The organism is Caballeronia sp. NK8, from assembly GCF_018408855.1.
Taxonomy (GTDB): domain Bacteria; phylum Pseudomonadota; class Gammaproteobacteria; order Burkholderiales; family Burkholderiaceae; genus Caballeronia.
In genome coordinates, this window is sequence record NZ_AP024328.1 from 293,486 (window position 1) to 317,959 (window position 24,474).

Genomic DNA, 24,474 nt, shown 5'->3' on the forward strand with positions numbered 1-24,474 from the left:
CCGATTTGCGGTCGCAGCTCAGTCGGCTTTCTTCTGTCTGTAGGCGGCCGGCGTGCTGCCGGTCCAGTGGCGGAATGCGCGATGGAACGCGGTCGAATTGTCGAATCCGACATCGAAGGCGATCGCCGCGATCGCATCGTCCGAACGGGTGAGACGCTGAATGGCGATGTCGCGCCGCACTTCGTCCTTGATCGCCTGGAAGGACGTTCCCTCCGCGTCGAGACGCCTGCACAGCGTCCGCACCGAGTAGTGCAGCTGCTGCGCGACGGCGTCGACGGTTGGCGTCTTCGGCAAGCCCGCGGCGATGCACTGGCGCACCTGGTGACACACCATCTCGTCGGTGAACGACACGAAAATCCAGTCCTCCGGCGCACGCTGAAGGAATGCGTCGAGATCCGACTTTCGCTGCCGGATGGGACGATCGAGATAGGCGGCATCGAACGCGATCAGCGTGCGATCGCACCCGAAACGCACCGGTCCCGGAAACAGATACAGCAGGTCGCCGGGCTGCGCCGGCCGCAGAAACTCGAATGCCGCTTCGGCGAGCGGAATCTTCTGGCGTATGAGCCACGACGCGACGCCATGCACGAGCTTCAGCACGAGCTCCCGCGCAAGCGCGCTTGCCTTCGGGCCCTTCGGATTCGCGACGAATTCGACGATCGCGTAAGCGCCTTCCCGGCGCGACACGAGCTGGAATTCATCGAGGACCAGATGAAAGAACTGGCCGAAACGATGCAGCGCCACTTCGAGACGCGGCGCATCGAGAAGGCTCAGGCACAGGAACTTGAGCGTGCCGTTGCGCAGCGGACGCGCGAAGATCCCCGGCATCTCGTCATCGAGTTCCATGGCGAGCAGGCGGTAGAGCGTCGAGAACTGCTCCTGCGTGACGCGCGCGGCGGGCATGCCGAGCAGGTCGTGAGGAATGCCGGAATGCTCGGCGAGACGCGCGACCGCGGCCCGGTCGGCGCCGGAAAGGAAACCGTTGACGACAGATATCGGAACCGTGGCAGAAAATCGCTTCATGACTTGGTCGTGGCATACACCTGAATCGAGCACGTAACTCGCAAGGCGTCCGGTAAGCCGGGAGGGCAGATCGAGACGCGTCGTGGTTCCAACGCTGTCGAGCATGCGCGAGCGCCGGCTGCAGCAGCGTGTAACGTATCTCAATCAGCCGTCTTCGAGCACGTTTAAAGGGCAGTATGGCATCGCGCATCAACAACCGGCCTACTGCCAGGTATCTTCGTGCTGATATATCCCCCTCGACAGACCACTCGTCTCAAGTCGTGTGCCACACCGGCTCGGGACGACGCCCTCAGAGACGCCCCTTCATTTACGCTTCATTGAAGCGATTCCCCGCTTCGCCTCGAGGGAGGTTGTCCTGGTATTCGCAAGCGCCATCACCGCTACGAATACCCCCTCATTCAAGAAATAAAGTTCGTCAATACCAGTGTCGCCCCTAAGCTTGCTTGACCGACTCGGATCGCGGAAGAAGCAATGGCAGAACTCTTTTTGGTACGGCACGGACAGGCGTCACTGGGCAGCCAAAACTACGATTGTCTTTCGGACACCGGCAAGCGGCAGAGCATCTGGCTCGGCGAGCACTTCGCGCTCAATGGTCTCAAATTCGACCGGGTGGTGACAGGCTCGCTGCTGCGTCACGCTCAGACGCTCGATGCGATTCGCCTGGCCACACCGGGTATAAATGTCGAATGGGAGATTCATCCCGGACTCGATGAATACGATTTTCACGCGCTCTTTCGCGCTCTGCGCGATGAAGATCTCAGGCTCGTCGAGTCCGCGAAACGCAGTCCGCGCGAGTTCTTCAAGGCATTGCGGGCGGTCCTGCACCTCTGGTGCGAAGGTGCACTGGATGATCGTGTGCCCGAGACGTGGCGAGCGTTTCAGCAGCGCGTAGCGGTTGCGCGCACTGCCATTCAGCAGAGCGACGCACGACGCGTTTTGGTGGTCACTTCCGGTGGCGTGATCGGCGCGTTCATGCAGCAGATCCTGCAAGCGCCTACTGCGATGGCAATCGAGCTCAACATGCAGATCCGCAACAGCAGCGTCACGCATTGCTTCTTCAACCACGAAACGATTCATCTATCGAGCTTCAACGGCATCGCCCATCTCGACGATCCACAACGTCACGCGTTTCAAACCTACGGTTAATCTACCCGTCAAGCATCGAATGATATGACCAGCGAACGATCTAGCCAGTCTCTCGACATTGACCGGCTCACGCCTTATCTGGAGCAGCATCTCCCGGGCTTTCGCGGGCCGGTGCACGCGACGAAGTTCGCGGGCGGCCAGTCCAACCCGACCTGGCTGCTCGACGCACAAGGCAGCCGCTATGTCCTGCGCCGCCAGCCGCCCGGGACATTGCTCAAATCCGCTCACGCAGTCGATCGCGAATTCCGCGTGCTGAGTGCGCTTGCACAAACCCCGGTTCCCGTCGCGCGCGCCTGGCATCTGTGTCAAGACCGCGAGATCATCGGTAGCCTGTTCTATGTTATGAGCTACGAGCCGGGACGCATCTTCTGGAACCCCGCCCTGCCCGAAATTGATCGCGATGCGCGGCGCGACTATTACGCATCAATCGTCTCGACGCTCGCGGCACTCCATGAAGTCGATCCGGAAAGCGTCGGCCTTGGCGACTATGGCCGAGCGGGAAACTACTTTCAGCGACAGGTCGAACTCTGGACGAAGCAGTACCGCGCCGCCGAAACCGAGCGGATAGCGCCGATGGAGGCGCTCATTGACTGGCTGCCGGCCCATTGCCCGACCCATTCTCCACGCCCGGCGCTCGTGCACGGCGATTTCCGCATCGACAACCTCATCTTCGCCGACGATGCGCCGCGCGTGCGTGCCGTACTCGATTGGGAGCTCTCGACCCTCGGCAATCCGCTCGCCGACCTCGCCTACTTCTGCATGTGCCTGCGCCTGCCATCGAGAGGGCATATCACCGGGCTGCGCGGCCAGGATCGCGATGCCCTCGCCATCCCCGAGGAGGAGGACATCCTCGCGCAGTACTGCGCGTTGCGTGGGCTCAGCGACATTGGCAACTGGAACTTCTGCCTCGCGTTTAGCTTCTTCCGTCTTGCATCGATCGCGCAGGGCGTCAAAGCACGCGCGTTGCAAGGCAACGCGTCAAGCGCAGATGCACACGAGGTGGGCCGCATGGTCGAACCGCTAGCACGGCTCGCCGAAGAACTGCTCGCGTAGACGGCACACTTTCTCAACCTGTCAAAAGGAACGACATTGACTACGAAACTCTTTGACCTCTCGGGACGCATCGCTCTCGTGACAGGCGCGAGCCGCGGCATCGGCGAGGCCATCGCCGTGCTGCTGGCCGAACAAGGCGCACACGTCATCGTATCGAGTCGCAAGCTGGAAGATTGCGAATCAGTCGCCGCGCGCATTCGCGCGTCGGGTGCGAGTGCTGAAGCATTCGCGTGCCACGTCGGCCGCCTGGAAGATATCGCGGTCATGTTCAATCACATTCGCGAGAAGCACGGTCGTCTCGACATACTCGTCAACAACGCCGCGGCCAATCCGTACTTCGGCCATATCCTCGATACGGACCTTGCCGCCTACAACAAGACCGTCGATGTGAACCTGCGCGGATACTTCTTCATGTCGGTCGAAGCCGGCAAGATGATGAAGGAACAGGGCCGCGGCGCGATCGTCAACACGGCTTCGGTCAACGCGCTTCAGCCGGGCGATCAGCAGGGCATCTACTCGATCACCAAGGCGGCCGTCGTCAATATGACCAAGGCGTTCGCGAAAGAGTGCGGTCCGCTCGGCATCCGCGTGAATGCGATTCTGCCAGGCCTCACCAAAACGAAGTTCGCCGGCGCGCTGTTCGAGGACAAGACTATCTACGAGCGCTGGATCAACTCGATCCCGCTCCGCCGTCACGGCGAACCCGACGAAATGGCCGGCACCGTGCTCTACCTCGTATCCGACGCGGCGAGCTATACGAACGGCGAATGCATCGTCGTCGATGGCGGCCTGACGATCTAGCGAACCGCGCAAAAGGAACCCATCATGTTTTTCGCTCATAGCCCGACAGTTGAAGACCTCATGCGCCGCGTGCGCATGTTCATGGACCAGCATATCGTGCCGCGGCAACGTCAATGGCACGACGAGGTCCACGCGGGTCACTTTCCAGTCTCGTTCATGGAAGATCTCAAAGCCATGGCCAAGGCAGAGGGTCTGTGGAATCTCTTCCTGCCGCACCTGAAGGAGGGCGAGCCAGGCACGCGTCTCACGAACCTCGAATATGCGCCGCTCGCGGAGATCATGGGCCGCGTTTCGTGGGCATCCGAGGTCTTCAACTGCAATGCGCCCGATACCGGCAACATGGAACTGCTGCACATGTTCGCGACGCCCGCGCAGCGCGAAACATGGCTCGTGCCTCTGCTCGATGGCCAGATCCGTTCCGCGTTCGCGATGACCGAGCCGGACGTGCCCTCCTCCGACGCGACCAACATCACGACCTCCATTCGCCGCGATGGCGACGACTACGTGATCAATGGCCGCAAATGGTTCATCACGAACGCGGCACATCCGAACTGCAAGCTGTTCATCGTGATGGGCAAGACCGATCCGGATGCAGAAAGCCATCGTCAGCAGAGCATGATCCTCGTGCCGGCGGGCACACCCGGCGTGACGATCGTGCGCAATATTCCGGTCATGAATCACATCTCGCCCGAAGGACATTGCGAGATCACGTTCACGAATGTGCGCGTGCCCGCGTCGAACCTGCTCGGCGAAGAAGGCAGCGGCTTCGCGCTCGCGCAGGCGCGGCTCGGACCGGGGCGCATTCACCACTGCATGCGCTCGATCGGCGCGGCTGAGCTCGCGCTCGAACTGATGATCGAGCGTGCTCAGGAGCGCAAGACGTTCGGCAAGTATCTGCAGCAGCATGGCACGATCGGCGAATGGATCGCGAAATCGCGCATCGAGATCGATCAGGCCCGCTTGCTCGTGCTCAAGACCGCGTGGCTTCTCGACGAGGTCGACGCAAAAGCGGCACGCAAGGAAATCTCGATGATCAAGGCGCTGATTCCGCAAGTGCATACGGCCGTGTGCGACCGTGCGATGCAGGTATTCGGCGCGATGGGCGTAAGCCCCGATACGCCGCTCGCCGATCACTGGACGTGGGGACGCGCATTGCGTTACGCAGACGGTCCCGACGAAGTGCATCTCCAGGCGATCGCGAAAATGGAACTGGCGCAAGGCAAGGAACGGATCGGCGCAATGGCGGCCTATCTGAACGCACCGCCGCGTGACTGAGCCTGGCGAAATCGAAGCAAGCGCACGCATCATCACAGCGTCTCCCGTTTATCATGATGGGCAAACGGAGACTGTGAGATGCGTTCACCGAAGCTGGATCTGAATCTGTTCGTGGTGCTGGAGTCGATCTACGAGAAGCGCAACCTGACCCGCGCGGCCGAGGCGCTCTTCATCACCCAGCCCGCGGTCAGCAATGCGCTCGCACGCATGCGCAAGGCGTTCGATGATCCACTGTTCGTCAGCACATCGTCCGGAATGGTGCCTACGCCGTTCACGGAGAACATCATCGGGCGCGTGCGTGAAGGATTGCAACTGTTGGAGGCCAGCGCGACAGAAGGCGACGTGTTTGTCCCGGCAACGTCCGAGCGTACCTTCCGTCTCAGCATGCCGGATCTAACCGAAGCGATCCTGTTGCCCGCGCTCGGCGAAGTGTTGCAGCAGCAAGCGCCGGGGATGCGCATCGAATCCTATTTCACGCCGCGCAGTGAACTCAGCAACGCGCTTGCGACTGGCAAGATCGACTTCGCGATCGACGCGCCCTTGATCGACGATCCGCAGTTGCATCAGACGCGCCTCGGCTGCGACCGGTACGCCTGCATGCTGCGCCACGATCACCCGTTTGCCGGCGAGGCGCTCACGATGGACGACTACCTTGAGCTTGACCATATCCAGGTGTCGAGTCGCCGCCAGGGAAGCGGCATCGTCGACGCCGAACTGAAACGGCTCGGCAAGCAACGGCGGATACAAATACGTGTGCAGCATTACATGGTCGCGCCGCTCGTTGCCTTGCGAACCGATCTCGCGCTGACCGCGCCCACGCAATTGCTCAAGCGTCACGATGCGCGGATGGTTGAACTGCCGTTTCCCATACCTAGCCTCGAATGGCACTTGTATTGGCATCGAAGCAGCGAGCAGGATCAGGCGAGCCTGTGGTTTCGAAGCAAAATGGTCGAACTGATGGCGGCAAAGTCAACTGATTCGTTGGCGTCACGGGGGCGTGGCTCCGTGCCATGAGCCCTTCTTATCGGTTGCGTGGCGGCACAGAGGCCTCACAAAAAACGCTGCTTGTGTGTCGATCGGCCGCGCCAGATCCTATGAAAGCTAGGAAACCGCACACCAAAGCATCGAGTTGCTCACCAGGCACTTCGTAAGGGTCAGCAACGCGCCATGACTGCAAGCCTTCACCCAGAGCCAGCAGCGCAAGCGCGAGTGTGTCAGCCGACAGCGAAAACTGTGTGCCGTTGCGTGCAATAATTGACGAGATGCAAGTCGCCGTATGCGCTCGCTTCTTTCGTAGCAATGTGCAGAGTTGCGCACGGAAACGCGAGTCGCGGGCGGCGTACATCTTCGCTTCGATCCACAGGAGGAACGACGCGGGCCGATTGCCCAGCAGTCGAGCACAGTCAGAGGACTCCACCATCCCGCCTTCGCGGGCGGTAAGCAGGTCGAAGTTGCGCTGCGACTCCGCTTGGACCTCCTCGTGATCCCGCTGAAGCAATTCGAGCAGCAGATCCGATTTGCCTTCGAAGTTTGAATAGAACGCACCGCGCGTATATCCAGCCGCGGCCGCGATATCCTCGACACTCGCCGCAGTGAAACCCTTCGTTGAGAAGATATCGCGCGCTGCAAACAGCAGACTATCGCGCGTCTGATTCCTTCTTTGCTCTCGTGTTAGGCGCTTCGGTTTCATGGGCAGAACCTCTAGTGCGAGTGCGAGGCGTGCTCATGCTGTGCCGCGTTCTTCGTGTGTCGGACGATTTTGTTCCCGTTCCCGAACAACATCATCGTCTTATCCATATCGAACAGTTCGTTGTCGAAACGGCGTAGTCGACCGCCGTCGACCGCTTGTCATGATAATCATGCGCGCCTTCACGCCTGGCATGCGCCTCGCAACCGTGATGAATTGCATACCGCCATCGATGCCTTTTCGACGGGCTGTCCGGTCAACTCCTTCAGCGCGCGCTGCGCCGTCGTGATCGGAAGTCCATGACACGGTGCGATCACCACCCCTTGGGGATTGCCGGGCATGCACGCGGCATCACGAAGGAGCTAGATTTGACGGGACGCCGCTCCGCGAACCCGCCCACTGTTGCGCTAGCCAACCAGTCCGCCTCAGCGAAAAACCGCTCGATGTTGTAGATAACAGTACAATACATAGGCAACTGTACCAACTAACTTCATCAAAAAAAACAGGGAATTTCCCTGTCTTCATCGTCACGCCTGCACGTTGCCAGGCCGCTAGGCAGCCTCAACGTCCAAGGACTCTCCCCAGACGAGACTACGAGCGACCGAAAGGAAAGTTGATTCGAATCCTCGCATATAGGCGCGCTTGTTGCGCGCGGTTCCGAGGTGAAGCGTCATGCCGTCGACCATCGATATGAGCAATACGGCGATGTGCGCGCTCTCGGTGGCCCCGCGCTTTGGATTCACGGCACGAATGAGCTCGGTGAACTCTTTCGTCATAGTGTCGTACCACTCGTCGCGCATTTGGGCGCACTCGGGATCCGTGGCGGCGAGCGAAAAGAAATGCCACCATAACGGGATGTTCTTCGAATCCTTCGCGTCCTCAAGGGACATCTCTAGGATGGCCTCGATCGTTCCGCGAGGCGATTCATTGTCCTTAAGCGCACGTTTCAGTGCATCGAAATAGCCTTCGATGACCGGAGCCATAACCGCGCGCAGGATCGCTGGCCTCGTGGGGAAGTAGTACTGGAGATTGCTGACACTGATTCCCGCGCTAAGAGCGACGGCGCGCTGCGAGAATTCCATCGGGCCATTTTCAAGCAGGAGCTTTCGTGCAACTCGGACGATGGCGTTGCGCGTCCGTATGCCTTGGGCTCGCAGGCCGTCGGGCGGCGTTGCCGAAGAAACTGCACTCGATGTGCGCCCCTTACGGGTACTGCGCTGCGGGTTTGGCACGGTCATCGTTCCGTCTCGGTTGCAGCAAGTCTCATCTTGAACGGATGAGATCATGCTGACGGTTCGTTTGGTAAACGTGACTATACCTTACAATCGCGTCAATTCGCGACTGGGCACCCGCGTGGCACGCACTTCGACACTGTGCGAATCGTCGACCAACTGTTCGCGACGCCCAACGCGCCGTTTTTGACGCACCATCGCGGGAAACGACCCGCAGTAATAGTGTTCGCTGACGCAGTCCGGCGAGCAGATGGATTCCGTCGCGAATCCCACTCGACGATTATGTACCCCACTCTAGGGGCTGCCGAGCGATTCCTCGTTTTGAAACTCCGCGCGTGCCAGCGTCCCGATAGCCAGTGAGCGGTTTAGTTACGGCGACCGCGTCCCCACCCTACAATCATTTTCGGATCGCGTACTACGCCATCGGTAGCGAGTCGGAGAAGGTAGCAGACAGGAAGTTGTTGATTTTACTAGTTTTAATATTGGGGGCATGACGCGAACCCTTATTCCGCTTGAGTGCTTCTAACCGGAGATTTGCATCAAAATCAAGGCTACCCCTTATCCCTGATGAGGACCAGTGAAGCAACGTGCGACGGCGACTCACAGTTGGCGCATCAACGGGCCCATTGTTTATTTGACATAAATCTATTTATCGCATTTTCATTAGGACAACTAATTGAATTGACGAGGCGCAGTTAGATACCGGCAACGTCGCATCGATCCATCGCAGGCGTCGTCCCTTACCGCCCGGTCGCCGGACCCATCCTCGATCACGGAAAGCGTTGGCGCGCGTGGAGCACATTCACGATCAATATGCGGTCGCGCTTCACGCGATAGACAATGATGCAATTCGGCAGCACGACCATCTCACGCGTGTACGGAACCCCGGCCTTCGCGGTGGGCGTGCGGATGGTTGGGTAATGTTGCGGCCGCCGCGACAATCGTGTCGAATACTGCGTCGGCCGCGAGGAAGCTTTCTTCGCTGAGGATCGAGTGTAATTTGTCGAGTCGGCGTTCCGCACGCGGGCGCCAGTCAACGATCATTCGTCACCTTGCGCCGCTCGGCAATACGTGCGCGCATCCACGCCACCGCTTCATCGTGAGGAATGTCCGCACCTTGTTCTTCAAGTGACGTGCGCACTTCTTCGCGAATCCACGCGTCGTAAGCTTCCGCCTCGTCCTTTCGGCGCCGGAAACCCCGACGGCGCGGCTTCCTCCGCACCCCGCTCACCAACCGGTCGGCTCTGTTCGACGGCACATCGGGCCCTTCAATGCCTAGTCCCCGTAACAGCATAGCGCGCAACCATTCGACAGAGATCCGCGGCAAGCCGCATCCCAACTCTTGGTGGGCCTACTTCTCACGACCAGTAACCGTGATACGAATCACGACGACACGCTTACTTTCTACTCCCGCGTCGATGCCCGTACTCTAAGCGTCGCGGAGAACACAATTTAATTGCGTATAAATGCAAATCTTTCGCCATCCATAGGTGAATAAGCGTGATAATCCGAATTATCAACATTGGATTGGGGTAGGATTTCGTAGCCCACGCTTCAAATCGTTCTATATAGTAGGCGCGCGCTCGGCTGGCACGCTGGCGCCCACGACGCGGCATCTAACTTGCGCTGACCGCAGGACACCTGCATGCCGCAGGCAAACCGGAGAGCGACTATGAATGAAGATCAGGTTAAGGGCGTCGGCGAGAAGGTCAAAGGCAAGATCAATGAGGGCATTGGCAAAGTGACGAACGACCCCGTGCAGGAAGCAAAGGGCGACGCGCAGCAGGTCGAGGGCGAAGCGCGTAAGAACGTCGGTGACGCCAAGGAGGACTTGAAGGACGCCACGGACGATACGGCGAAGCCGTAATTGCGGATCGCGCGCAGGTTGCCAATCTGGCTCGACACTTTAGTCCGCAGCATTCACCGCCCGCCTTGAGCGGGCGTTTTGCTCCCGGTAAAACAGCGCGATCTTCCTTGCTCAGGAATTAGACGCGTTGTCGGAGCTTCTTGAACGGCCCCGCCAGTGGATTATCAAGAAGGCGCTGGTTCAGTTTCTTGCGCGCGAGGCAGAGAAGCGACGCCTGATTCAGGAGGGTCTTGATGACGTCGCCGCGGGCCGTCTGCTTTCGATGGAGCAAGGGGAGACTCGACAAGACCGTTGAAAGAGGCCGTTGCGCTGCCTGGCCGGCGGTGCCCCTAACATTCTGCCGCCGGAGCTCTTTCGCCCTCTTACCTTGTGCCTCTCGACGCTCTACGCGTGCCCCCGTTCCGCCTCTGAACAACGTTAACCTAACGAAGGCTCGAATGGCGAGATTGCTCGTTGAGGGGTTCGGGCGGACGCGCGAGGTCGGTTGAGTCGTCGTCGATCTTCGCGAGTCTGTTGAGCAAGTCGGTTACCGCGGAGAACTGGTGATGCATAAGATGACGGCAACGCGAAAGTTGCTCAAGCCACCTGCGCCAATAAAGAAGCGGCGGAAGGTGCACACAGGGCTAAAAAACTGTGCAGCGATGCCGTTATCCACCGGTAGGGTCGGCATCAGCCATCAATCGATCCCACTACAAATACGTACCGCACAAAGCAATGACGGGGGAACCAAGGCCATGTTGAAGCCAAAAATAAATGTTTTTATCGCTGGCGAAGCCTTATTGGCGGCCAAGAAGAAAGTGGTCGACCAGTGCGTTGAGAACGCTAAGGCTGAAGGCTCGAGCCTGGCCGCGGCCGAGAAAAAGGGGGCGAGGCTGTTTTATGCCTTCGCCAAGACGTGCTACGGGTTCTCTGAGGCGACTACAGCCCAATACCTGCGGGCGTATGAGCGCTTCGTCGATTCCAGGCACCGCGCCGAGATGGAGGCGCTTTTCAGTGCGAGCGAACTCGCGGTTCTCGCTGCCTACTCGGACGACGAACTGACGGAGATCGTGTCGGCGAAGGCAGCAAACCCCCGTCTAACTCGCGACGGAATCAGACAGCTACTGAAGAGCCGCCAGGCAGCCTGAACGGGCACTTCGGCACCGACACCGCGCAGGGCGATCAACCACGAGCAGTTCCGACAATCGACGATTCGCGTGAGTAAAGTTCAAGGCGGCCACTTTCGGCGCGTTCTAGTTCAAAATAAATCGTTGCGCCATCAAGTTCGGACATGTGTTTCCCTGAACGTTCGCGCGAAAAACACGGAAACGTGCAGGCTGCGTTGGCTGCGGAACTGGCCAACGAGTTGAAAGCCGAAGTAACGCACTACACGGTGTCGCCCAGCCCTCTGCCAAAGCCGTTGCCCTAACGCTGAGGAGAAAATGAGATGCGTCGTCGAGGCCCGGGCGACAAGACCCGACGAAGAGGAATATCATCCGGAGTTGATAGAGCAACGGCAGCTAGCAGGGATGAACGAGTACAGGGTTACTGATATTGAGAACGCCATCAACTACTGGCGATCGCGGCAGGCGGCGACAGATGACTTCGCTGTCTGCCCCAGAGCAAGAGTACTGGCGGACGTGTATGGAACGATGATCTATCATCAACGAGAGCGCGTCGAAGCGAGAAACCTGACGCCAGAACAAAATGAAGCGATAGGTCTGGCGCTCGCCCAGAAGGAACTTTTTTGATTCCGTCGAGGAGGCGCAAACATGTCAAACGCCCGTAGCGCCTTGGTGTGGGTCGACGCGGTGGCCGGCGGTGGACGCGTCGAGATCTATTCTCGAGAGGTACCGACGGCGGACGCGCTGCGCATGTTTGCTTCAGCCAGCAGCGACACGCGAGCGTTCGAAGAAGACCTCACCGACTGGGTCGCGACGGAGATCGTTGGCGACGTTCTGTACGCCGGCTATTTCTGCCCTAAGAGCAAAGGCTTAGACGAAGAAAAGCAAGTGTCGTTCGCGCTCGTACATGCGTGCGAAGCGATCAGCAAGCATTTTGGCATCGACGCGGGGATCCTCGAGCACGCATTGCGGCCAGAGAATCTGGCAGAGTTGGCCGCGGCACGGGATGCAGAGATCGCATCTCTGGTCCATGATCTTCCAGAACTTACTAAGGACGCCGAGACCGTGCGAGAAAAGCATGCGTCGCTGCAAGCGGCTCTTGCCGATGAGCTTGCGAAGGCGATCGCTTCCGGAAAAATTAAATCTCACTGAGCATCCAAGACGCGTCAGGCGCTGCCTTGACAATACTGTCGCGTCGGTACCCTAGGTAGTGAGCCGAGTATCCTGCTCGGCCGCTACCGATGGAGAAATTGGATGGCTTTTCGTATCGACCCCTCGTCCATAGCGTTCCTGGAAACCCGCCGTGGCATCAACGCGACCGCGACGATCGTGTCTGATGAAGGCGTCAAAATTGGGGAAGTCGACGATATAGCGGAGAAAATCGTCGCCGATGTGACGTTTGTATCGGCGGCCGCCCGCTCGGCGTTTGTTGAAGAGGCGCGGCTTGTCACTCCCGTAGTTCTCGGTCGCACCGACCACAATGACGATATATTCTCATCCGAGTACGCGCGAGCGCTTCTTGCGGAAGCGGAGAAAATCCTGCTATCCAGCATGTGACGGACGGGTCGTCCTCGCACCACGAGCCCGAGTTAGTGTGCCCTCTCGCCCGTGCGTCTCCGTGATCGATACGCGTCGGACCGACGTTACATCGTCCTGTCGAAGATTGCGCCGAATACGGATGCGCCGTGATTTGTTGGTGCGGCGCTTGCCGAGAGCGGCGCAATTTGAGCGAGCTTGTCTGCGAGGGCAGCCTCAGAGAACGGCTTTACGATATAGCCGCTGGCACCGGCGCTGATCGCCGCGAGCACGTTTTCACGCCTCTTTTCGGCGGTCACCATCAATACCGGCAGTTCCGCAAGGTCCGACTTGCGAATCTCCTGCAGGAGGGTCAGCCCGTCCATGTTCGGCATGTTCCAGTCAGTTATGACGAGATCGAATTGTTGCGCGCGCAGCTTCTCGAGCGCTGAAACGCCGTCCTCTGCCTCGTCGATGGTTGTATAACCGATAGCCCTCAGCATTTTTCGGATCAGATTACGCATGGTGGCCATGTCATCGACCACCAACAAACGCGTATTGGCATTTACCATCTGTGAACTCTTCCTTTTCCCACCGTGCCTCTCGGTAAGCTTAGAACGTCGACCAGTCGCCGTCAGCCGATGCCACAACAGCTGCCGGCTTCGGTGCACTTGACGGCTTCAGCACTCGCGTCGTCGTGCCGCTCTTCTTCGCGTGTGCGGCGCGCGGCGTCTGAGCAGCACTGTTACTGAGTGGCTGAACGGCAAGCGTCTGATCGGTGCGGAACACTCCTACGGCGGTGGTAAGTTGCTTTGCTTGGTCCTCCATCGAACCTGCCGCGGCCGCTGCCTCCTCAACGAGCGCTGCGTTCTGCTGCGTCACCTCGTCCATCTGTGAGATGGCTTGGTTCACTTGCTCAATGCCACGGCTTTGCTCGTTCGACGCCGATGCGATCTCGCCCATGATGTCGGTGACGCGTTGGATGGCAGTGCCGACCCGCTGCATGGTTTCCCCTGCCCGCGCGACAAGTTCCGTACCGGCTTGCACTCGGTTGCCGGACCTTTCGATTAGATCTTTGATCTCCTTCGCCGCGGCTGATGAGCGCTGTGCGAGACTTCGAACCTCGCTTGCCACTACCGCAAATCCACGGCCTTGCTCGCCTGCGCGCGCCGCTTCAACTGCCGCGTTCAGCGCCAAGATGTTCGTCTGGAAGGCGATGCCTTCGATCATCCCGATGATCTCAGCGATCTTCGCGGAACTCTCCTCAATGCCCGCCATCGTGTCGACGACTTGACCGACGATGGCGCTGCCCTCGTTGGCGACGACGTTGGCGTTGTCCGCCAGCCCGCTCGCCTGCTTGGCGTTCTCAGAATTCTGCTTGACCGTGGAGGTTAGCTCTTCCATGCTCGCGGCCGTTTCTTGAAGAGAAGCTGCTTGCTCCTCCGTGCGCGATGACAGGTCCGTGTTGCCAGCAGCAATCTGTTTGCTAGCGCTGGCAATCGCCTCACTGCTCAGCCGAACAGTGCTGACAGTGGCGGCCAATTTATCTTTCATGGCGGCGACGCCGGCAAGCAATTGGCCCATCTCGTTGTGCGTCTTAATCGAGACCTCGTGGGTCAGATCGCCGTCCGATATGTGCTCGAAGTGCTTCAGCGCCTCGGCAAGTGGCGTCATGATGGCCCGGCGCAAGAAGAACCAGCCGAACGCTGCGGTAGCTACGCCAACAAGCAAGGCCAACACCCCAAGGGTGCGCAGCCCTTTCACGCGGGCGTCGCTCTCGGCCGTCTGACGCTTCGCATCGGCAATCTGGAAATCCTGCAGCTTTTCGAAGGCTTCAATACAACGGGTATACGACGTCGGCATATCCTGGAAAGCAATGCGGCCGACCGCCTCGTTGTCGCCCGCTTCTATCGCAGCGCCGAATCTGTTGAGTGCCTGTCGCATAACGGCGCGAGACTCGGCAACGCTCTTTGCGAGTTGGTCCTCATCGGCTCCGCGCGGCAGGGAGTCATACTTGCTGTACCACTCGTCTGATTGACGCATGAATTCATTGGCGCGTGCGATCAGTCCGCCAGCGTCTTTGTCCGCCGGATTTATCGCATAGCGGTCAAGCGCTAGCCGCGCACGAGCGATGTAGTTGTTTGATATGCCGAGGGCGTTGACCGCCGGTAGCGAATTGTCAGAGATGTCTTTGGCCGATGAATAGGTAGCACTGACGCCGTACAACCCGAAGCCGACTGACAGCGCCAGCAGAAAGCCGAGAAAAGCCATGGTGAGCGCAAGCCGCGCCCGAATCGTCAGGTTGTTCATTGTTCTTGCTTCTAGCGCTCAACAGTAAAGGCAGTGCGATCGCGCGGTCGCGGTGCCTTGCGCTTCTGGGATAAAAGCGATCAGTGTCTATCGGCACCAAACCCCACGCGCTCCAGTGAAATTTTCGACGGCGGCACTGACGGGGGCGTACCGGTAACGATGACCGCACACGTGCCCTACGCCTCTGGCTAACTTGACTTAAGGGCGTTATTGGTAAGCTCCTAGGCATCCAATAGCCGCACAGCGACGCCACGAAGCGATGCAAAAAAGAAATCCGACCAAGTCACAGCGCGCCGTGATGGACTTGCTCGACCAGGGCTTACCGGTCGAGCAGATCGCAAACAGTCTCGGCAAGAGCGCCTTGGCTGTGAAGAAGCAGCTCAACCGGATAAAACGACGGGTCCGAGAAGGAAGGATCGACCCCTCACCTCTGCCGATCGAGCGCGCCGCGAGCGAGCCCCGCATCTACCTCGCGGGCTTCGACGTCTTCCGCCGCGACGCGAAGGAACACGGCGAGCGTCTCAAGCAGCTCTGCCGCGATCGCGGCTTCGTTGGTCTCTATCCACTCGACGGACGAGTGCCCTCCTCGCTTCAACGGCAAGACGCTGCTCGATGGATATATGCCGCGAACATCGCCTTGATCCGGTCGGCCGATATCGTGATGGCGAACCTCGATGACTTTCGCGGTTCCGGTGAACCAGACAGCGGGACGGCTTTTGAAGTTGGTTTCGCGGCCGCTCTCGGAAAGCCGGTATGGGCGTATCGATCCAACGAAGAGACGCTTGTTGAGCGCGTGAAGGCAGCGGCGATCGGGGCCGAGGGCGGTTTTTGTGCCGGCGGCTACCTAATCGAGGACTTTGGCCTGAGCGTAAACCTGATGCTGGCATGCTCCGCGCAGCTCGTTGTCGGTGGACCGGGTGCTTGCCTCGACGCCATGCGACGCGAGGTCGAAGAGGGCGCCCCCTACGTTGGTGGCTTGGGGTTGGCGAAGCGTTAGCTTCGCTGTAGGGTTTGGGTTGAGCGAATTTCAGTATATCGACTTCTATGCCTGACGATGCTTGGCTTGTTGCACCCGAAGACGCATATGCCCAATGGCAACGCGAAGAAGCAACAGGCGCGGATCGCCGCGCGTTCGCCGACCAGTCGATCGTCCAGCACCGTTCGATGTTCTCGCGCTTCAACGACTATCTGATCGCCCATGGGGCGACGGTGGCGAGCTTCGGGGCGGACCACATCGATGGATTCTTCGCTGAACTCGCGCAGGACTGCGCGCCCGGCACGACCACGCGCCTGCGCTATCTCAAACTTATCGACCGATTCGCGCGTCACCTCGTGAACATCGAACTGCGCGCCGATAATCCCGCCGCGCAGATGTTAGTCAACGAGAACTGGCCACAAGACGAGCCAACACCGATCTATCTGTCACCGGAAGGCGATGCGCGGCTACAAGCGGTGTGCGTTGCAACCGAAGGCGCGGCCTTCAAGGATCTTCGGAACACCGCGATCGTGGCGCTGTTTCTCGCGTCAGGGGTCACGGCCGCCGAACTCAAGCAGCTACGAGTCGACGACCTCGATGTCCACAGCGAACGTCCTACTGTCTTCGTCGAGAAGCATGGGCCTCGGATTGCGCGGCGGGTGCCGATCGATGCCTTCGCGATCGACGTACTGCGCAGCTATCACGAGGCCCGCAGTCGGATTCAGCCTCCAACGCAATGGCTTTTCACCGCCACGGCGGGCGGCAAGCCGATGCAGCCAGATACGATGTTGAAATGCGTCCGCGAGGCTCTACGCAGCGCGAACTTGTCGGCTGCCGACGAGAGTCCACGCTTGCTCAGAAACACCTTCGGTCGTCGGCTAATCATCGCCGGCAAGACCAACGAGCAGGTGAGCAATCTTATGGGCTTGTCGAGCCATCGCACGGCTGCTCGCCTTCGTCAAACATTCGTACCGCGTGAAGCGTCCGAAGCACAAGCTTAGTGGCTCGCGGCCGGGCCTCGTTATTTTCGTACACCGTGACGCGCTTGCCCCTGTCACGTGGTCCGAGCACGGATCAATACGTTGATCGCAAATACTGTCGTCGCGCGTCAGCAGTCATCATCGCTTGCCAGATGCTTTGTCCCGGTCTTCCTGCAAGCGCAAACGACCGGTCGACTCCGCGCGTCGAGCTGGCGCGCGCGTCACGCTGGCACCACCCTTCAGCCATCTGTCAACGGCTACATAGCCGGCGTGTGAAAACTCGACGATTTTCTCGACCGCTTCCGCTGTCCGTATTTGTTGCGCGATTTCGAGAGGGATTTCACCACAGGCAATTAACACGCCCTTTCCGCTAATCGCCTGCTCTATCGTCTTCCCACCAAAGGAAAGACCTACGCGAAACGACGGCTGCTCGTCTGCGTCTGGCGAGTAAGCAACGTCAAGTGTCGAGTCCGCAAAATCGGTCCACAATTCGGCGAGTCCAGGGTGCTCACTGCCCGTCAGCTCCGATGCACGGTCGAAGCCATCATTCACCTTGGTTATCGAGCGTCCGTCAGGGTCAATTAGGTAGCATAGAAACATGTCCCCTCCTGCAGTTGGAGGTCCCTCCGGAAACCAGCTTCGAGTTTATGACTTTGGTCGAATGGCTTGCCTGCCGGGCCAAGGAACCGAGCCACGGTGTTGTGAGACGATACAACGCGCCGTGGTGCTGACCGCCGCCTTAGGATAAAAGCAAAAAAGGGCCCTGAGCGTGGCTTTCGCGTTCGTCAGACCAAAGAGTCGGGATAGGAGCCGCTGCGGAGACTCGTCGACGGAGCGCGGCGAAGGGCGAGCCGTCCGGCTCAATCCGGCCAATTTCAGCCCATGACCGGTCGCGAACGACGGGCCGAAGCTCGACTATTACCGGCCTCAGGCTGTCACCATTGGGTCGGGCTTGATTTCGCCGGGCTGGAACTACCGCAGTGCGGTAGGACAAAGTCCTAGCTGACTTCAGAAGCTCGTACTATTCTGAAAGGGTTGTAGGGGGAGCCTTGGTTGATGCCCCCCGCCCTGCCATTGCTACGGTCTGGAGCGGAAAAATGACGAAGCCGAAAAAGCAAGCCGCGGAACACCCTGTCGACGAACAATCTGCGCGGACCGACATTGGCATCCCCCATTTGCAGGCGGAGCAGATGAGGCAAGAGATCGAAAAAATCTTCGAGTCCCACAAATTGAAGGTTACCCCAGCGCGACTTTTGTCGATTATGTGGTCCTCGGATTCCTTTTAAAACGGACCGCCGCGAAAAGGAGCTAGCAATGACGCATTCGCTGGAACCCGCAATCGGGCCCGGGCGCAGGTATCGCGATCGTCTTTACACTCTTAGCATCATCGTGACCGGACGCTGCAACGCAGCGTGCACATACTGCCATTATTACCTTTCACATGATCGAAAGTCTTATAGCTACGACATCTCTGATGAGCTGTTTGAAACGTACCTATCTTTTATCAATCTTTGGAAACAAGAAGTTGGGGGTATTTTAAGCTATCGTTTCTCGGGCGGCGATCCCGCAGTTCTTGGCGATCGCTTATTTGAATTGGCCAATATCGCCGATCGAAAGACGGGCATCCGACCGTTCGTCCTAACCGCTGGCAAAAAAATGGATGCTGAGTGGGTCTCAAAAGCCCGAGCGAGTGCGTTGAGTCATGTGACAGTATCAATCGAGAACCCGGTGCGGCCAGACAAAGGCGCCCCAAATCCGTTTAAGGTTGTCCGGTCGATAGCGCGATTCGACTCCGTAGCGCTGCCAATAATCCCTGGCGTTTGTGTTGTGCCGAATGACTGCTTTAAGCATTTGTACGAGATCTGCCGCTGGTTCTATGAGGAATTGGGAGCAATACCATCGATAGCTGAAGCGAACTACGGCGCATACTGTTCGCCGACCGAGCAAGAGTGGCAAGAGCTCGGCGACAATTTGAGTCGCGTAATAGGTGACTTTCTTCGAAAGACTCCCTTGAGCTTATTCGGGAGTGTCGCCCCAGAACTAACGTTCGGCGGCAGGGATGCGTATATCTGCGATTTAGATCTCGAAAATAGTTATCGGATGACATCTGAAAATGTGCCGTCCAAGGTTTCACAGGTTCTAAAGCGCCTCACCGAGACCAACTATCCGCAGCTCGGTTGTGCCAGCTCCACTTGCCCGTGGTGGGAATCGTGCGAGAATACAAAGTGGTACTGGCAAGGTGACGCTAAGAATCCTCGCGACGTTAAAGTTTCAGACTACTGTCGGTTAAAAAGACTTTTAAGCGATGCTTTCGTCCGTTGTACCGTCGACGCAAAATATCCAAAGACTACATCTACGTTTTACGAAGGTGCGAGTTCTAATAAGTTGCAACTCAAGCGCATCCCCGTTGTGTCGGTGCGATCATAGTCAAACAGAGCGTGTGATAGCTTCGAAATCGCGACGACATCGCGCGAGTAATTGTTGAGGGCGCCCGCCAATGACTGCTTTTACCGCATCTACGGCCGTCAATACACGATAGCCTAGAGGTCCGAAATGGGTCGGCAACAGCCGGTGCCGACTCAACACATTGGCGTCTGCGCGGCTACGTTGCTGAACGCAGATAGGCGTCCAGCATCTCCAGATGCATTTCGCAGATTTTCTGCCGATCAGACCAGTGCGCATAATCGCGACCGGTGAACGCGTTAATAGTGAAGCGGTTCGAAGCGATGTAGTAGCCCATCCCAACTAGGGTGACGTAAAAATCGAGCGGATCGATGCCGCTGCGAAACTGTCCCGCATCGGCTCCGCGTTCAAGAACCGACCTGACCAACTCAACCACTGGCGAGATCGTTTCACTGAGCTTCTGCGAAGTCTTGAGGTACCGGCCCTGATGCAGGTTCTCGTTGTTGATCAAGCCAAGCCATTCAGGGTTGTCCCAAAAGTGCGCCCAGATGGACCTGGCGAGCGTTGCCATCGCCTCGCGAGGTTGCAGGCCGCTTAGATCGAGCTCGCTCTCTTTCTTCGCGTAGTCCGCGTACATGGACTCCAATACGGCGACATAGAGTAGCTCCTTACTGCCGAAGTAGTAGTAGAGCATCCGTTCATTGGAGCCCGCGACCTCGGCAATTGCGTCGGTCCTCGCCCCGGCGAGTCCGAACTTAGCGAATTGACCCGTTGCCGCTTCGAGAATGCGGCGGCGGGTCCCCTCTGGATCACGCTTGGTTGGCTTGTGTGGTTTGCTGTCCATTTTTCGCAGTTCCCGTTCGCACAGGGATGGCTGTATCGACACCATTATGAACGCCACGTCGCACCCTCGATCGGTTTGCCGCCTTGCCTTGACTTCACTGCCCGTTCCGTAGGCTGGGTAGTGAGTCGTGACGATGGTGTCGCGGCAGCTAACGGAGAGAGCATGGCGTATCTAGGTCAATTCAGAGACATCGTCTACGCGAATGAGAAACGGGAGCCTCGCGTCGCGACTTACCGCTTGGTGCTACTTGAAGAAAAGCCCACAGCGGCTGTTGTGATCCACCTGCATCGTGAGCACCACGCAGGAACCGTTCGCCTCGCTCGGGAGCAAGAGCTCGACGTCGTCATCGGGCGCATTGTCGGCCGGGAGCTTCGGGGAATTCGCGTGGACCGCACGCGCGTCGTGGTGGAAACGGACCGGCGATTCACCGAATACTCGCTCGACTTCAACGCGGCTGACCTGCCGAGCACTCGACCAGTTGGCGAACCATGGAAGCCCCCCGTTGTCGCCGTAGAGTCACGTGATATCGTCGGCGGCAGCCTGCCCGTTTTTGTGGATTTGGCAAGTGCGCGCCCCGTCGACGCGTGGCTGTTGCAAGTTCTTAAGCGCCGGCGCGGATGAGCCCAGGGTCAGCTCTATAAACTAAGACTCGAGCGAGAGTCCTATTTGGTTGTCGGCCGCGTTGTCGATGCAGGACCTTTGTCGCGTACGCGCGGGTCGAACGAGCAGCATCGCCCTGATCGTGGAATTGATGCGCGCCGACCTGCTGCAGCATGGCTCGACGAACTCTTGCGCGGCTGATTAGAGTCGCCTGCTGTTAGGCAATCTCTTAAGAATGTTCGTTTGCGGCCGCTAATAGGGTCTACCGTAAGACGACGCTCATCGCCATGTACCAAGAAGAACCAGTGCTCTCCGAATTCATTGCTGCCGGTGACGAGATCAACCTCGCACTACTTGAGATCGATTCAAAAGAATTCGCTACTGCTGAGGACCGCAATCTCGCGCAACGAGCAGTGTTTGCCGACGTGATGGCTAAACGCGGCTTGCGAGATCGTCGGGAAGCGATGCTATGCCACGAGATTAGCGCCCTAGTCGCGAATCGGCCAATAATGACTAGCCTGTTCGACTATGTCGAACTGAAAGCGTTGTGCATGCTCCGGGTTGCGCCTTCGCTTGTCGACCGGTTCATCGCGGTAAAACGTGACAATGCAGCTTTTGGTCTGGGCGAGATCATGGCGGTGGCCATCGAGGCGCGCGAACGCCACCAATGGGGACACTATTGGCAGGAGTGAAGCAACGATATGCGGTCGGCGAGTGGGATTCGTTATGGGCCAGCGACCCGTACATGAAGCACCGGTTCGTGCTCGATCTCGAGTCGCGCACGGTCATCGCCGGCGAAGACCGCATTCGCGGCGCTTGGTGGTCGATGCGCCTTGAGCACGTCGCGTACATGGAGCAAATCCTCAACGAGACATCTGCCGCTATCTGGGACGAGCCAGAGGAGTTTGGCTTCAGTCGGCGGCCCGAGATTCCAACGTGGGCGACTCGAGCGTGGCCTTGGCCGCCGTTGCCGACGGTCGAGGACGTTGAGAAGATGCTGGACAGTTCGGACCTGCCCGTCGAGCGCGACGAACACGGCTGCATCATCTTTCCGCCTCGCTTCATCGCCGACGGACGCAAGTAGCAGTAGCGAGAGCGGCGGCCGCGCCAGCGCCCGTCGGTCGAACTTGCGGCACACTGCTTCTTTTCGTTGGAAGAGCGATCGGTGGCCAAGGCATACAAACCCACGGCGGAACAGGAAGCCGTCGTCGAAGCCGCAAAAGGCGGCGGCGACCTGAAGGTCAAAGCGTATGCGGGCGCAGGCAAGACTTCGACGCTTCAGCTCGTCGCTCAGCAACTCACTGGCCAGCGCGGTAGCTATTTGGCGTTCAACAAGGAGATCGCGGATTCGGCGCGCCGGGGCTTTCCGGCCAACGTCTCAGCCCGCACGGTCCATTCGCTGGCCTACGCTAGCGCCCCCACGTGGCTGACCGCCCGCATTAATCTGCCGTCAGAGCCACCGCACGAACTGGCCGCCCGTTATGGGTTCGGTCCTATCGAAGTACCGACGATCTCAGGAAAGAATGCGGAGGTCGCGCCGTTCGAGGTCGGCCGGATGATCGCAGACGGTCTCGGCCGCTTCTGCCGGTCGGCCGACGATACGCCGCAGCCCTTCCACATACCGGTCGACGAAAAGATCCGCGACGATGCGGCCGACTGGCTGCGTGAGCAGCTTGCGCCCAGCATTGGGCGGTTATGGGCGGAAAGCGTCAACCCTCGCGGCCTGAAGGCGATACAGCCAGACGTTTATCTGAAGGTGTGGGCGCAATCGAATCCGCGTATCAACGCCGACTTCATCTTGTTCGATGAGGCCCAGGACAGCGACGGCATCATGTTGTCCGTCCTCTCCCGGCAACGACACGCGCAGAAGATCTACGTAGGCGACCCGTATCAGCAAATCTATGAATGGCGCGGTGCGGTCAACGCGATGGCGCAGATCAATGCGCTGGAGCGGCCGCTGACTGAGTCGTTTCGTTTCGGGCCCACCTTCGCGGGACTCGCGAGTTGCGTGCTTGCGCTACTTGGAGAGAGCACACCGATCAGAGGCCAGCCGACCATCGGCTCGATCATGGTCGAAGATCCGTCAGTGCAGCCGCCCGTGGACGCGGTACTTTGCCGCAAGAATGCGACGGCAATCTGGCAGTTCGCGGCGGGCATTGAGATGGGGCACCGACCGGCGCTTCGCATGAACCCGAGCGAGATCATTGCCTTTGCGGACGGCGCCGATCAGTTACTCAACGGAAGGCGGACTTTCCGGCCAACCGCCCTATCGCTATTCGAGAACTGGAAAGAGGCGCAAGCATTTGCGCGCAGCGCGGTCGGGCGCGACTTGCTGCCTGTTGTCGAGATCGTCGACGATCGCGGTACCGACTACTTGCGTGCGCTCGCTCGACGTCAGACACCCGAAGGCCAAGCTGACTATGTCATCTCGACCATCCATCGGGCGAAGGGACTGGAATGGAAGCGGGTGCGGATCGTCAACGACTTCCGCTTCAAGATGGTCGATGGGCGGCTGACGTTGGACGAGGACGAGATGCGGCTGCTGTATGTCGCGCTCACGCGCGCGCAGCACGTGCTCGACATCTCGGATGTTCGCGACGAACTGCTTCGGCTTTTCAACGTGCCGAAGGCCGCTCGCGGATAAACGCTCAGGCCGCCTTTGCCTGCAAGGCGGCGTCGCGCTCGAGCGCGGCTTTCGCGGCCGCCTTCGTCTTGCCTGCTCGCGACGGCGGCTGGCAAATGCCGCACACCATCGAATGCGACGGCTCATGGGCGTGCGCAACGAACTTGCCGCGGCAACGCGTGCAGCCGGCGAGACGCAGGATGCCGGCGTCCTTGAAACGGATGAAGGTCCAGGCGCGCGTCAGGTCCATTTGCAACGGCTCGCCGATCATGTCGAAGTGCTCGGCATAGAGCGAGTACGCGCGAGTCAGCAGATCCACGCGGTCCAAGCCCTTGCTGTTCGCTTCGAGAAAGGCGTAGACGTTCGCGAACATCGACGTATGGATGTTCGGTGCCCACGTCAGATACCAGTCCTCCGAGAACGGCAGCATGCCCTTGGGCGGCGATGCGCCCTTCACTTCGCGATACAGGCGAATGAGCCGCTCACGCGAGATCGTCGGAATTTCCGACTCCAGCACTTGCATGCGAGCGCCGAGCTTGATCAGCGCGATCGCGCGCATGACCTGAGCAGCTTCGTCAGCCATGCTCTTCGAAGGCGTGGGCGTGGTCATGATTAGGCCGCCAGAAGAGCGTCATTTGCAATGGCGGAAACCGCCGCTTCGCTGCTGCGACCGGCGAGGCCCGTGAGCATCGCATCGGCGCTCATGCGAAAGAAGCACAACACTTGCGACGACGACGCGAGTTTTTCAGTTTGCGCCGGGGAGAGCGTGAGCAGCGTATCCGCCATTTCCGTCGAGAGCCCCAGATGCGACTGTGCCGCCTCGCGATCCGATGCGAGGACGCGTTGCGCGAGCATCAAGTACGACAGGTTCAATTCGCGGATAGAACCAAGGTCAGAAGAAGCGTGGATCATGGCGGCGGACTGGATAGTGATTCGACTTGCTCATTGCGCCGTTCGTCAGGGCGTGAGCGAATTGTCTGACTACATATGGCGATTTGCAACATTTAGTTACACGTCGAAATCGTTTGCTACACCC

General features: G+C 59.1%; 26 protein-coding genes. 17 read left to right on the top strand and 9 right to left on the bottom strand.

The genetic code is table 11. The features are described from left to right. Positions 1 to 18 precede the first annotated feature (18 nt). Positions 19 to 1,023, bottom strand: coding sequence for an AraC family transcriptional regulator (locus NK8_RS41945; RefSeq protein WP_213233886.1), 1,005 nt, complete (start codon positions 1,021 to 1,023; stop codon positions 19 to 21). Between the two features lie 471 nt (positions 1,024 to 1,494). Here NK8_RS41945 and NK8_RS41950 point away from each other — a divergent pair, with 471 nt between their 5' ends. From NK8_RS41950 to NK8_RS41970, 5 genes are all read left to right on the top strand, one after another. Beyond that, entirely contained in the window at positions 1,495 to 2,169 is a 675-nt protein-coding gene (locus NK8_RS41950; protein ID WP_062257233.1) for a histidine phosphatase family protein, read from the top strand. A gap of 24 nt (positions 2,170 to 2,193) precedes the next feature. Next, a complete protein-coding gene (locus NK8_RS41955; protein WP_062257231.1) occupies positions 2,194 to 3,222 on the top strand; it encodes a phosphotransferase family protein in 1,029 nt (342 codons plus the stop codon). Between the two features lie 36 nt (positions 3,223 to 3,258). Continuing rightward, on the top strand, positions 3,259 to 4,023 hold the full coding sequence (locus NK8_RS41960) for an SDR family oxidoreductase (RefSeq protein WP_062257229.1): 765 nt from the start codon (positions 3,259 to 3,261) through the stop codon (positions 4,021 to 4,023). 24 nt (positions 4,024 to 4,047) lie between these two features. After that, a complete protein-coding gene (locus tag NK8_RS41965; protein WP_062257227.1) occupies positions 4,048 to 5,298 on the top strand; it encodes an acyl-CoA dehydrogenase family protein in 1,251 nt (416 codons plus the stop codon). Between the two features lie 78 nt (positions 5,299 to 5,376). Beyond that, positions 5,377 to 6,312, top strand: a complete 936-nt coding sequence (locus NK8_RS41970) for a LysR family transcriptional regulator (protein WP_062257225.1) — start codon at positions 5,377 to 5,379, stop codon at positions 6,310 to 6,312. Positions 6,313 to 6,319: 7 nt separating this feature from the next. On the opposite strand, the gene NK8_RS41975 is transcribed toward NK8_RS41970, so the two are convergent. Then, positions 6,320 to 6,988 (bottom strand): TetR/AcrR family transcriptional regulator, encoded by a 669-nt coding sequence (locus tag NK8_RS41975; protein ID WP_062257222.1) that lies wholly within the window; start codon positions 6,986 to 6,988, stop codon positions 6,320 to 6,322. Between the two features lie 548 nt (positions 6,989 to 7,536). Further along, positions 7,537 to 8,223 (bottom strand): TetR/AcrR family transcriptional regulator, encoded by a 687-nt coding sequence (locus NK8_RS41980; protein WP_062257220.1) that lies wholly within the window; start codon positions 8,221 to 8,223, stop codon positions 7,537 to 7,539. A 1,666-nt stretch (positions 8,224 to 9,889) separates the two neighbouring features. Between NK8_RS41980 and NK8_RS41990 the strand changes: the two genes are divergently transcribed. The 5 genes from NK8_RS41990 (at position 9,890) to NK8_RS42010 (ending at position 12,744) form a co-directional block, all read left to right on the top strand. After that, a complete protein-coding gene (locus NK8_RS41990) occupies positions 9,890 to 10,084 on the top strand; it encodes a CsbD family protein (protein WP_213234545.1) in 195 nt (64 codons plus the stop codon). 545 nt (positions 10,085 to 10,629) lie between these two features. After that, positions 10,630 to 11,211 carry a hypothetical protein gene (locus NK8_RS41995; RefSeq protein WP_213234546.1) on the top strand — a complete coding sequence of 194 codons (582 nt, stop codon included), beginning with the start codon at positions 10,630 to 10,632 and terminating at the stop codon, positions 11,209 to 11,211. A gap of 294 nt (positions 11,212 to 11,505) precedes the next feature. Then, a complete protein-coding gene (locus tag NK8_RS42000) occupies positions 11,506 to 11,814 on the top strand; it encodes a DUF3717 domain-containing protein (protein ID WP_225936694.1) in 309 nt (102 codons plus the stop codon). A gap of 21 nt (positions 11,815 to 11,835) precedes the next feature. Then, on the top strand, positions 11,836 to 12,339 hold the full coding sequence (locus tag NK8_RS42005) for a hypothetical protein (RefSeq protein WP_213234547.1): 504 nt from the start codon (positions 11,836 to 11,838) through the stop codon (positions 12,337 to 12,339). 102 nt (positions 12,340 to 12,441) lie between these two features. Then, on the top strand, positions 12,442 to 12,744 hold the full coding sequence (locus tag NK8_RS42010) for a hypothetical protein (protein WP_213234548.1): 303 nt from the start codon (positions 12,442 to 12,444) through the stop codon (positions 12,742 to 12,744). 86 nt (positions 12,745 to 12,830) lie between these two features. Here the strand turns inward: NK8_RS42010 and NK8_RS42015 are convergent, their stop codons facing one another. Further along, complete coding sequence (locus tag NK8_RS42015; RefSeq protein ID WP_213234549.1) at positions 12,831 to 13,274, bottom strand: response regulator; 444 nt, start codon at positions 13,272 to 13,274, stop codon at positions 12,831 to 12,833. A gap of 40 nt (positions 13,275 to 13,314) precedes the next feature. Further along, the gene (locus tag NK8_RS42020) at positions 13,315 to 15,012 is read right to left on the bottom strand and encodes a methyl-accepting chemotaxis protein (RefSeq protein ID WP_213234550.1); all 1,698 of its coding nucleotides are present in this window, start codon (positions 15,010 to 15,012) and stop codon (positions 13,315 to 13,317) included. A 259-nt stretch (positions 15,013 to 15,271) separates the two neighbouring features. Between NK8_RS42020 and NK8_RS42025 the strand changes: the two genes are divergently transcribed. Next, a complete protein-coding gene (locus tag NK8_RS42025; RefSeq protein WP_213234551.1) occupies positions 15,272 to 16,009 on the top strand; it encodes a nucleoside 2-deoxyribosyltransferase in 738 nt (245 codons plus the stop codon). 47 nt (positions 16,010 to 16,056) lie between these two features. Next, positions 16,057 to 16,989 carry a site-specific integrase gene (locus tag NK8_RS42030; RefSeq protein WP_213234552.1) on the top strand — a complete coding sequence of 311 codons (933 nt, stop codon included), beginning with the start codon at positions 16,057 to 16,059 and terminating at the stop codon, positions 16,987 to 16,989. A gap of 117 nt (positions 16,990 to 17,106) precedes the next feature. Here NK8_RS42030 and NK8_RS42035 read toward each other — a convergent pair whose 3' ends face one another. Further along, positions 17,107 to 17,568, bottom strand: coding sequence for a hypothetical protein (locus tag NK8_RS42035; RefSeq protein WP_041733777.1), 462 nt, complete (start codon positions 17,566 to 17,568; stop codon positions 17,107 to 17,109). Positions 17,569 to 18,282: 714 nt separating this feature from the next. On the opposite strand from NK8_RS42035, the gene NK8_RS42040 reads away from it, so the two are divergent. Beyond that, positions 18,283 to 19,395: a radical SAM protein gene (locus NK8_RS42040; protein ID WP_213234553.1), complete on the top strand. Its 1,113-nt coding sequence runs from the start codon at positions 18,283 to 18,285 to the stop codon at positions 19,393 to 19,395. 175 nt (positions 19,396 to 19,570) lie between these two features. On the opposite strand, the gene NK8_RS42045 is transcribed toward NK8_RS42040, so the two are convergent. Further along, positions 19,571 to 20,215, bottom strand: a complete 645-nt coding sequence (locus NK8_RS42045; protein ID WP_213234554.1) for a TetR/AcrR family transcriptional regulator — start codon at positions 20,213 to 20,215, stop codon at positions 19,571 to 19,573. Positions 20,216 to 20,377: 162 nt separating this feature from the next. On the opposite strand from NK8_RS42045, the gene NK8_RS42050 reads away from it, so the two are divergent. From NK8_RS42050 to NK8_RS42065, 4 genes are all read left to right on the top strand, one after another. Then, the gene (locus NK8_RS42050) at positions 20,378 to 20,836 is read left to right on the top strand and encodes a hypothetical protein (RefSeq protein ID WP_213234555.1); all 459 of its coding nucleotides are present in this window, start codon (positions 20,378 to 20,380) and stop codon (positions 20,834 to 20,836) included. 266 nt (positions 20,837 to 21,102) lie between these two features. Beyond that, entirely contained in the window at positions 21,103 to 21,507 is a 405-nt protein-coding gene (locus tag NK8_RS42055) for a hypothetical protein (RefSeq protein WP_062257096.1), read from the top strand. Positions 21,508 to 21,575: 68 nt separating this feature from the next. After that, a complete protein-coding gene (locus NK8_RS42060) occupies positions 21,576 to 21,899 on the top strand; it encodes a hypothetical protein (protein WP_225936695.1) in 324 nt (107 codons plus the stop codon). A gap of 81 nt (positions 21,900 to 21,980) precedes the next feature. Further along, positions 21,981 to 23,459, top strand: a complete 1,479-nt coding sequence (locus tag NK8_RS42065; RefSeq protein WP_213234556.1) for a 3'-5' exonuclease — start codon at positions 21,981 to 21,983, stop codon at positions 23,457 to 23,459. Positions 23,460 to 23,463: 4 nt separating this feature from the next. On the opposite strand, the gene flhC is transcribed toward NK8_RS42065, so the two are convergent. Beyond that, complete coding sequence (flhC, locus tag NK8_RS42070; protein ID WP_062257100.1) at positions 23,464 to 24,048, bottom strand: flagellar transcriptional regulator FlhC; 585 nt, start codon at positions 24,046 to 24,048, stop codon at positions 23,464 to 23,466. 2 nt (positions 24,049 to 24,050) lie between these two features. Continuing rightward, positions 24,051 to 24,350 carry a flagellar transcriptional regulator FlhD gene (locus tag NK8_RS42075; protein ID WP_213234557.1) on the bottom strand — a complete coding sequence of 100 codons (300 nt, stop codon included), beginning with the start codon at positions 24,348 to 24,350 and terminating at the stop codon, positions 24,051 to 24,053. Positions 24,351 to 24,474 lie beyond the last annotated feature (124 nt).

Bases quoted from the DNA above. Each gene is read 5' to 3' on its own strand.
- NK8_RS41945 (WP_213233886.1), bottom strand. From the start codon at position 1,023: ATGAAGCGATTTTCTGCCACGGTTCCGATATCTGTCGTCAACGGTTTC.
- NK8_RS41950 (WP_062257233.1), top strand. From the start codon at position 1,495: ATGGCAGAACTCTTTTTGGTACGGCACGGACAGGCGTCACTGGGCAGC.
- NK8_RS41955 (WP_062257231.1), top strand. From the start codon at position 2,194: ATGACCAGCGAACGATCTAGCCAGTCTCTCGACATTGACCGGCTCACG.
- NK8_RS41965 (WP_062257227.1), top strand. From the start codon at position 4,048: ATGTTTTTCGCTCATAGCCCGACAGTTGAAGACCTCATGCGCCGCGTG.
- NK8_RS41970 (WP_062257225.1), top strand. From the start codon at position 5,377: ATGCGTTCACCGAAGCTGGATCTGAATCTGTTCGTGGTGCTGGAGTCG.
- NK8_RS41975 (WP_062257222.1), bottom strand. From the start codon at position 6,988: ATGAAACCGAAGCGCCTAACACGAGAGCAAAGAAGGAATCAGACGCGC.
- NK8_RS41980 (WP_062257220.1), bottom strand. From the start codon at position 8,223: ATGACCGTGCCAAACCCGCAGCGCAGTACCCGTAAGGGGCGCACATCG.
- NK8_RS41990 (WP_213234545.1), top strand. From the start codon at position 9,890: ATGAATGAAGATCAGGTTAAGGGCGTCGGCGAGAAGGTCAAAGGCAAG.
- NK8_RS41995 (WP_213234546.1), top strand. From the start codon at position 10,630: ATGCATAAGATGACGGCAACGCGAAAGTTGCTCAAGCCACCTGCGCCA.
- NK8_RS42000 (WP_225936694.1), top strand. From the start codon at position 11,506: ATGAGATGCGTCGTCGAGGCCCGGGCGACAAGACCCGACGAAGAGGAA.
- NK8_RS42005 (WP_213234547.1), top strand. From the start codon at position 11,836: ATGTCAAACGCCCGTAGCGCCTTGGTGTGGGTCGACGCGGTGGCCGGC.
- NK8_RS42010 (WP_213234548.1), top strand. From the start codon at position 12,442: ATGGCTTTTCGTATCGACCCCTCGTCCATAGCGTTCCTGGAAACCCGC.
- NK8_RS42015 (WP_213234549.1), bottom strand. From the start codon at position 13,274: ATGGTAAATGCCAATACGCGTTTGTTGGTGGTCGATGACATGGCCACC.
- NK8_RS42020 (WP_213234550.1), bottom strand. From the start codon at position 15,012: ATGAACAACCTGACGATTCGGGCGCGGCTTGCGCTCACCATGGCTTTT.
- NK8_RS42025 (WP_213234551.1), top strand. From the start codon at position 15,272: ATGCAAAAAAGAAATCCGACCAAGTCACAGCGCGCCGTGATGGACTTG.
- NK8_RS42030 (WP_213234552.1), top strand. From the start codon at position 16,057: ATGCCTGACGATGCTTGGCTTGTTGCACCCGAAGACGCATATGCCCAA.
- NK8_RS42035 (WP_041733777.1), bottom strand. From the start codon at position 17,568: ATGTTTCTATGCTACCTAATTGACCCTGACGGACGCTCGATAACCAAG.
- NK8_RS42040 (WP_213234553.1), top strand. From the start codon at position 18,283: ATGACGCATTCGCTGGAACCCGCAATCGGGCCCGGGCGCAGGTATCGC.
- NK8_RS42045 (WP_213234554.1), bottom strand. From the start codon at position 20,215: ATGGACAGCAAACCACACAAGCCAACCAAGCGTGATCCAGAGGGGACC.
- NK8_RS42050 (WP_213234555.1), top strand. From the start codon at position 20,378: ATGGCGTATCTAGGTCAATTCAGAGACATCGTCTACGCGAATGAGAAA.
- NK8_RS42055 (WP_062257096.1), top strand. From the start codon at position 21,103: ATGTACCAAGAAGAACCAGTGCTCTCCGAATTCATTGCTGCCGGTGAC.
- flhC (WP_062257100.1), bottom strand. From the start codon at position 24,048: ATGACCACGCCCACGCCTTCGAAGAGCATGGCTGACGAAGCTGCTCAG.
- NK8_RS42075 (WP_213234557.1), bottom strand. From the start codon at position 24,350: ATGATCCACGCTTCTTCTGACCTTGGTTCTATCCGCGAATTGAACCTG.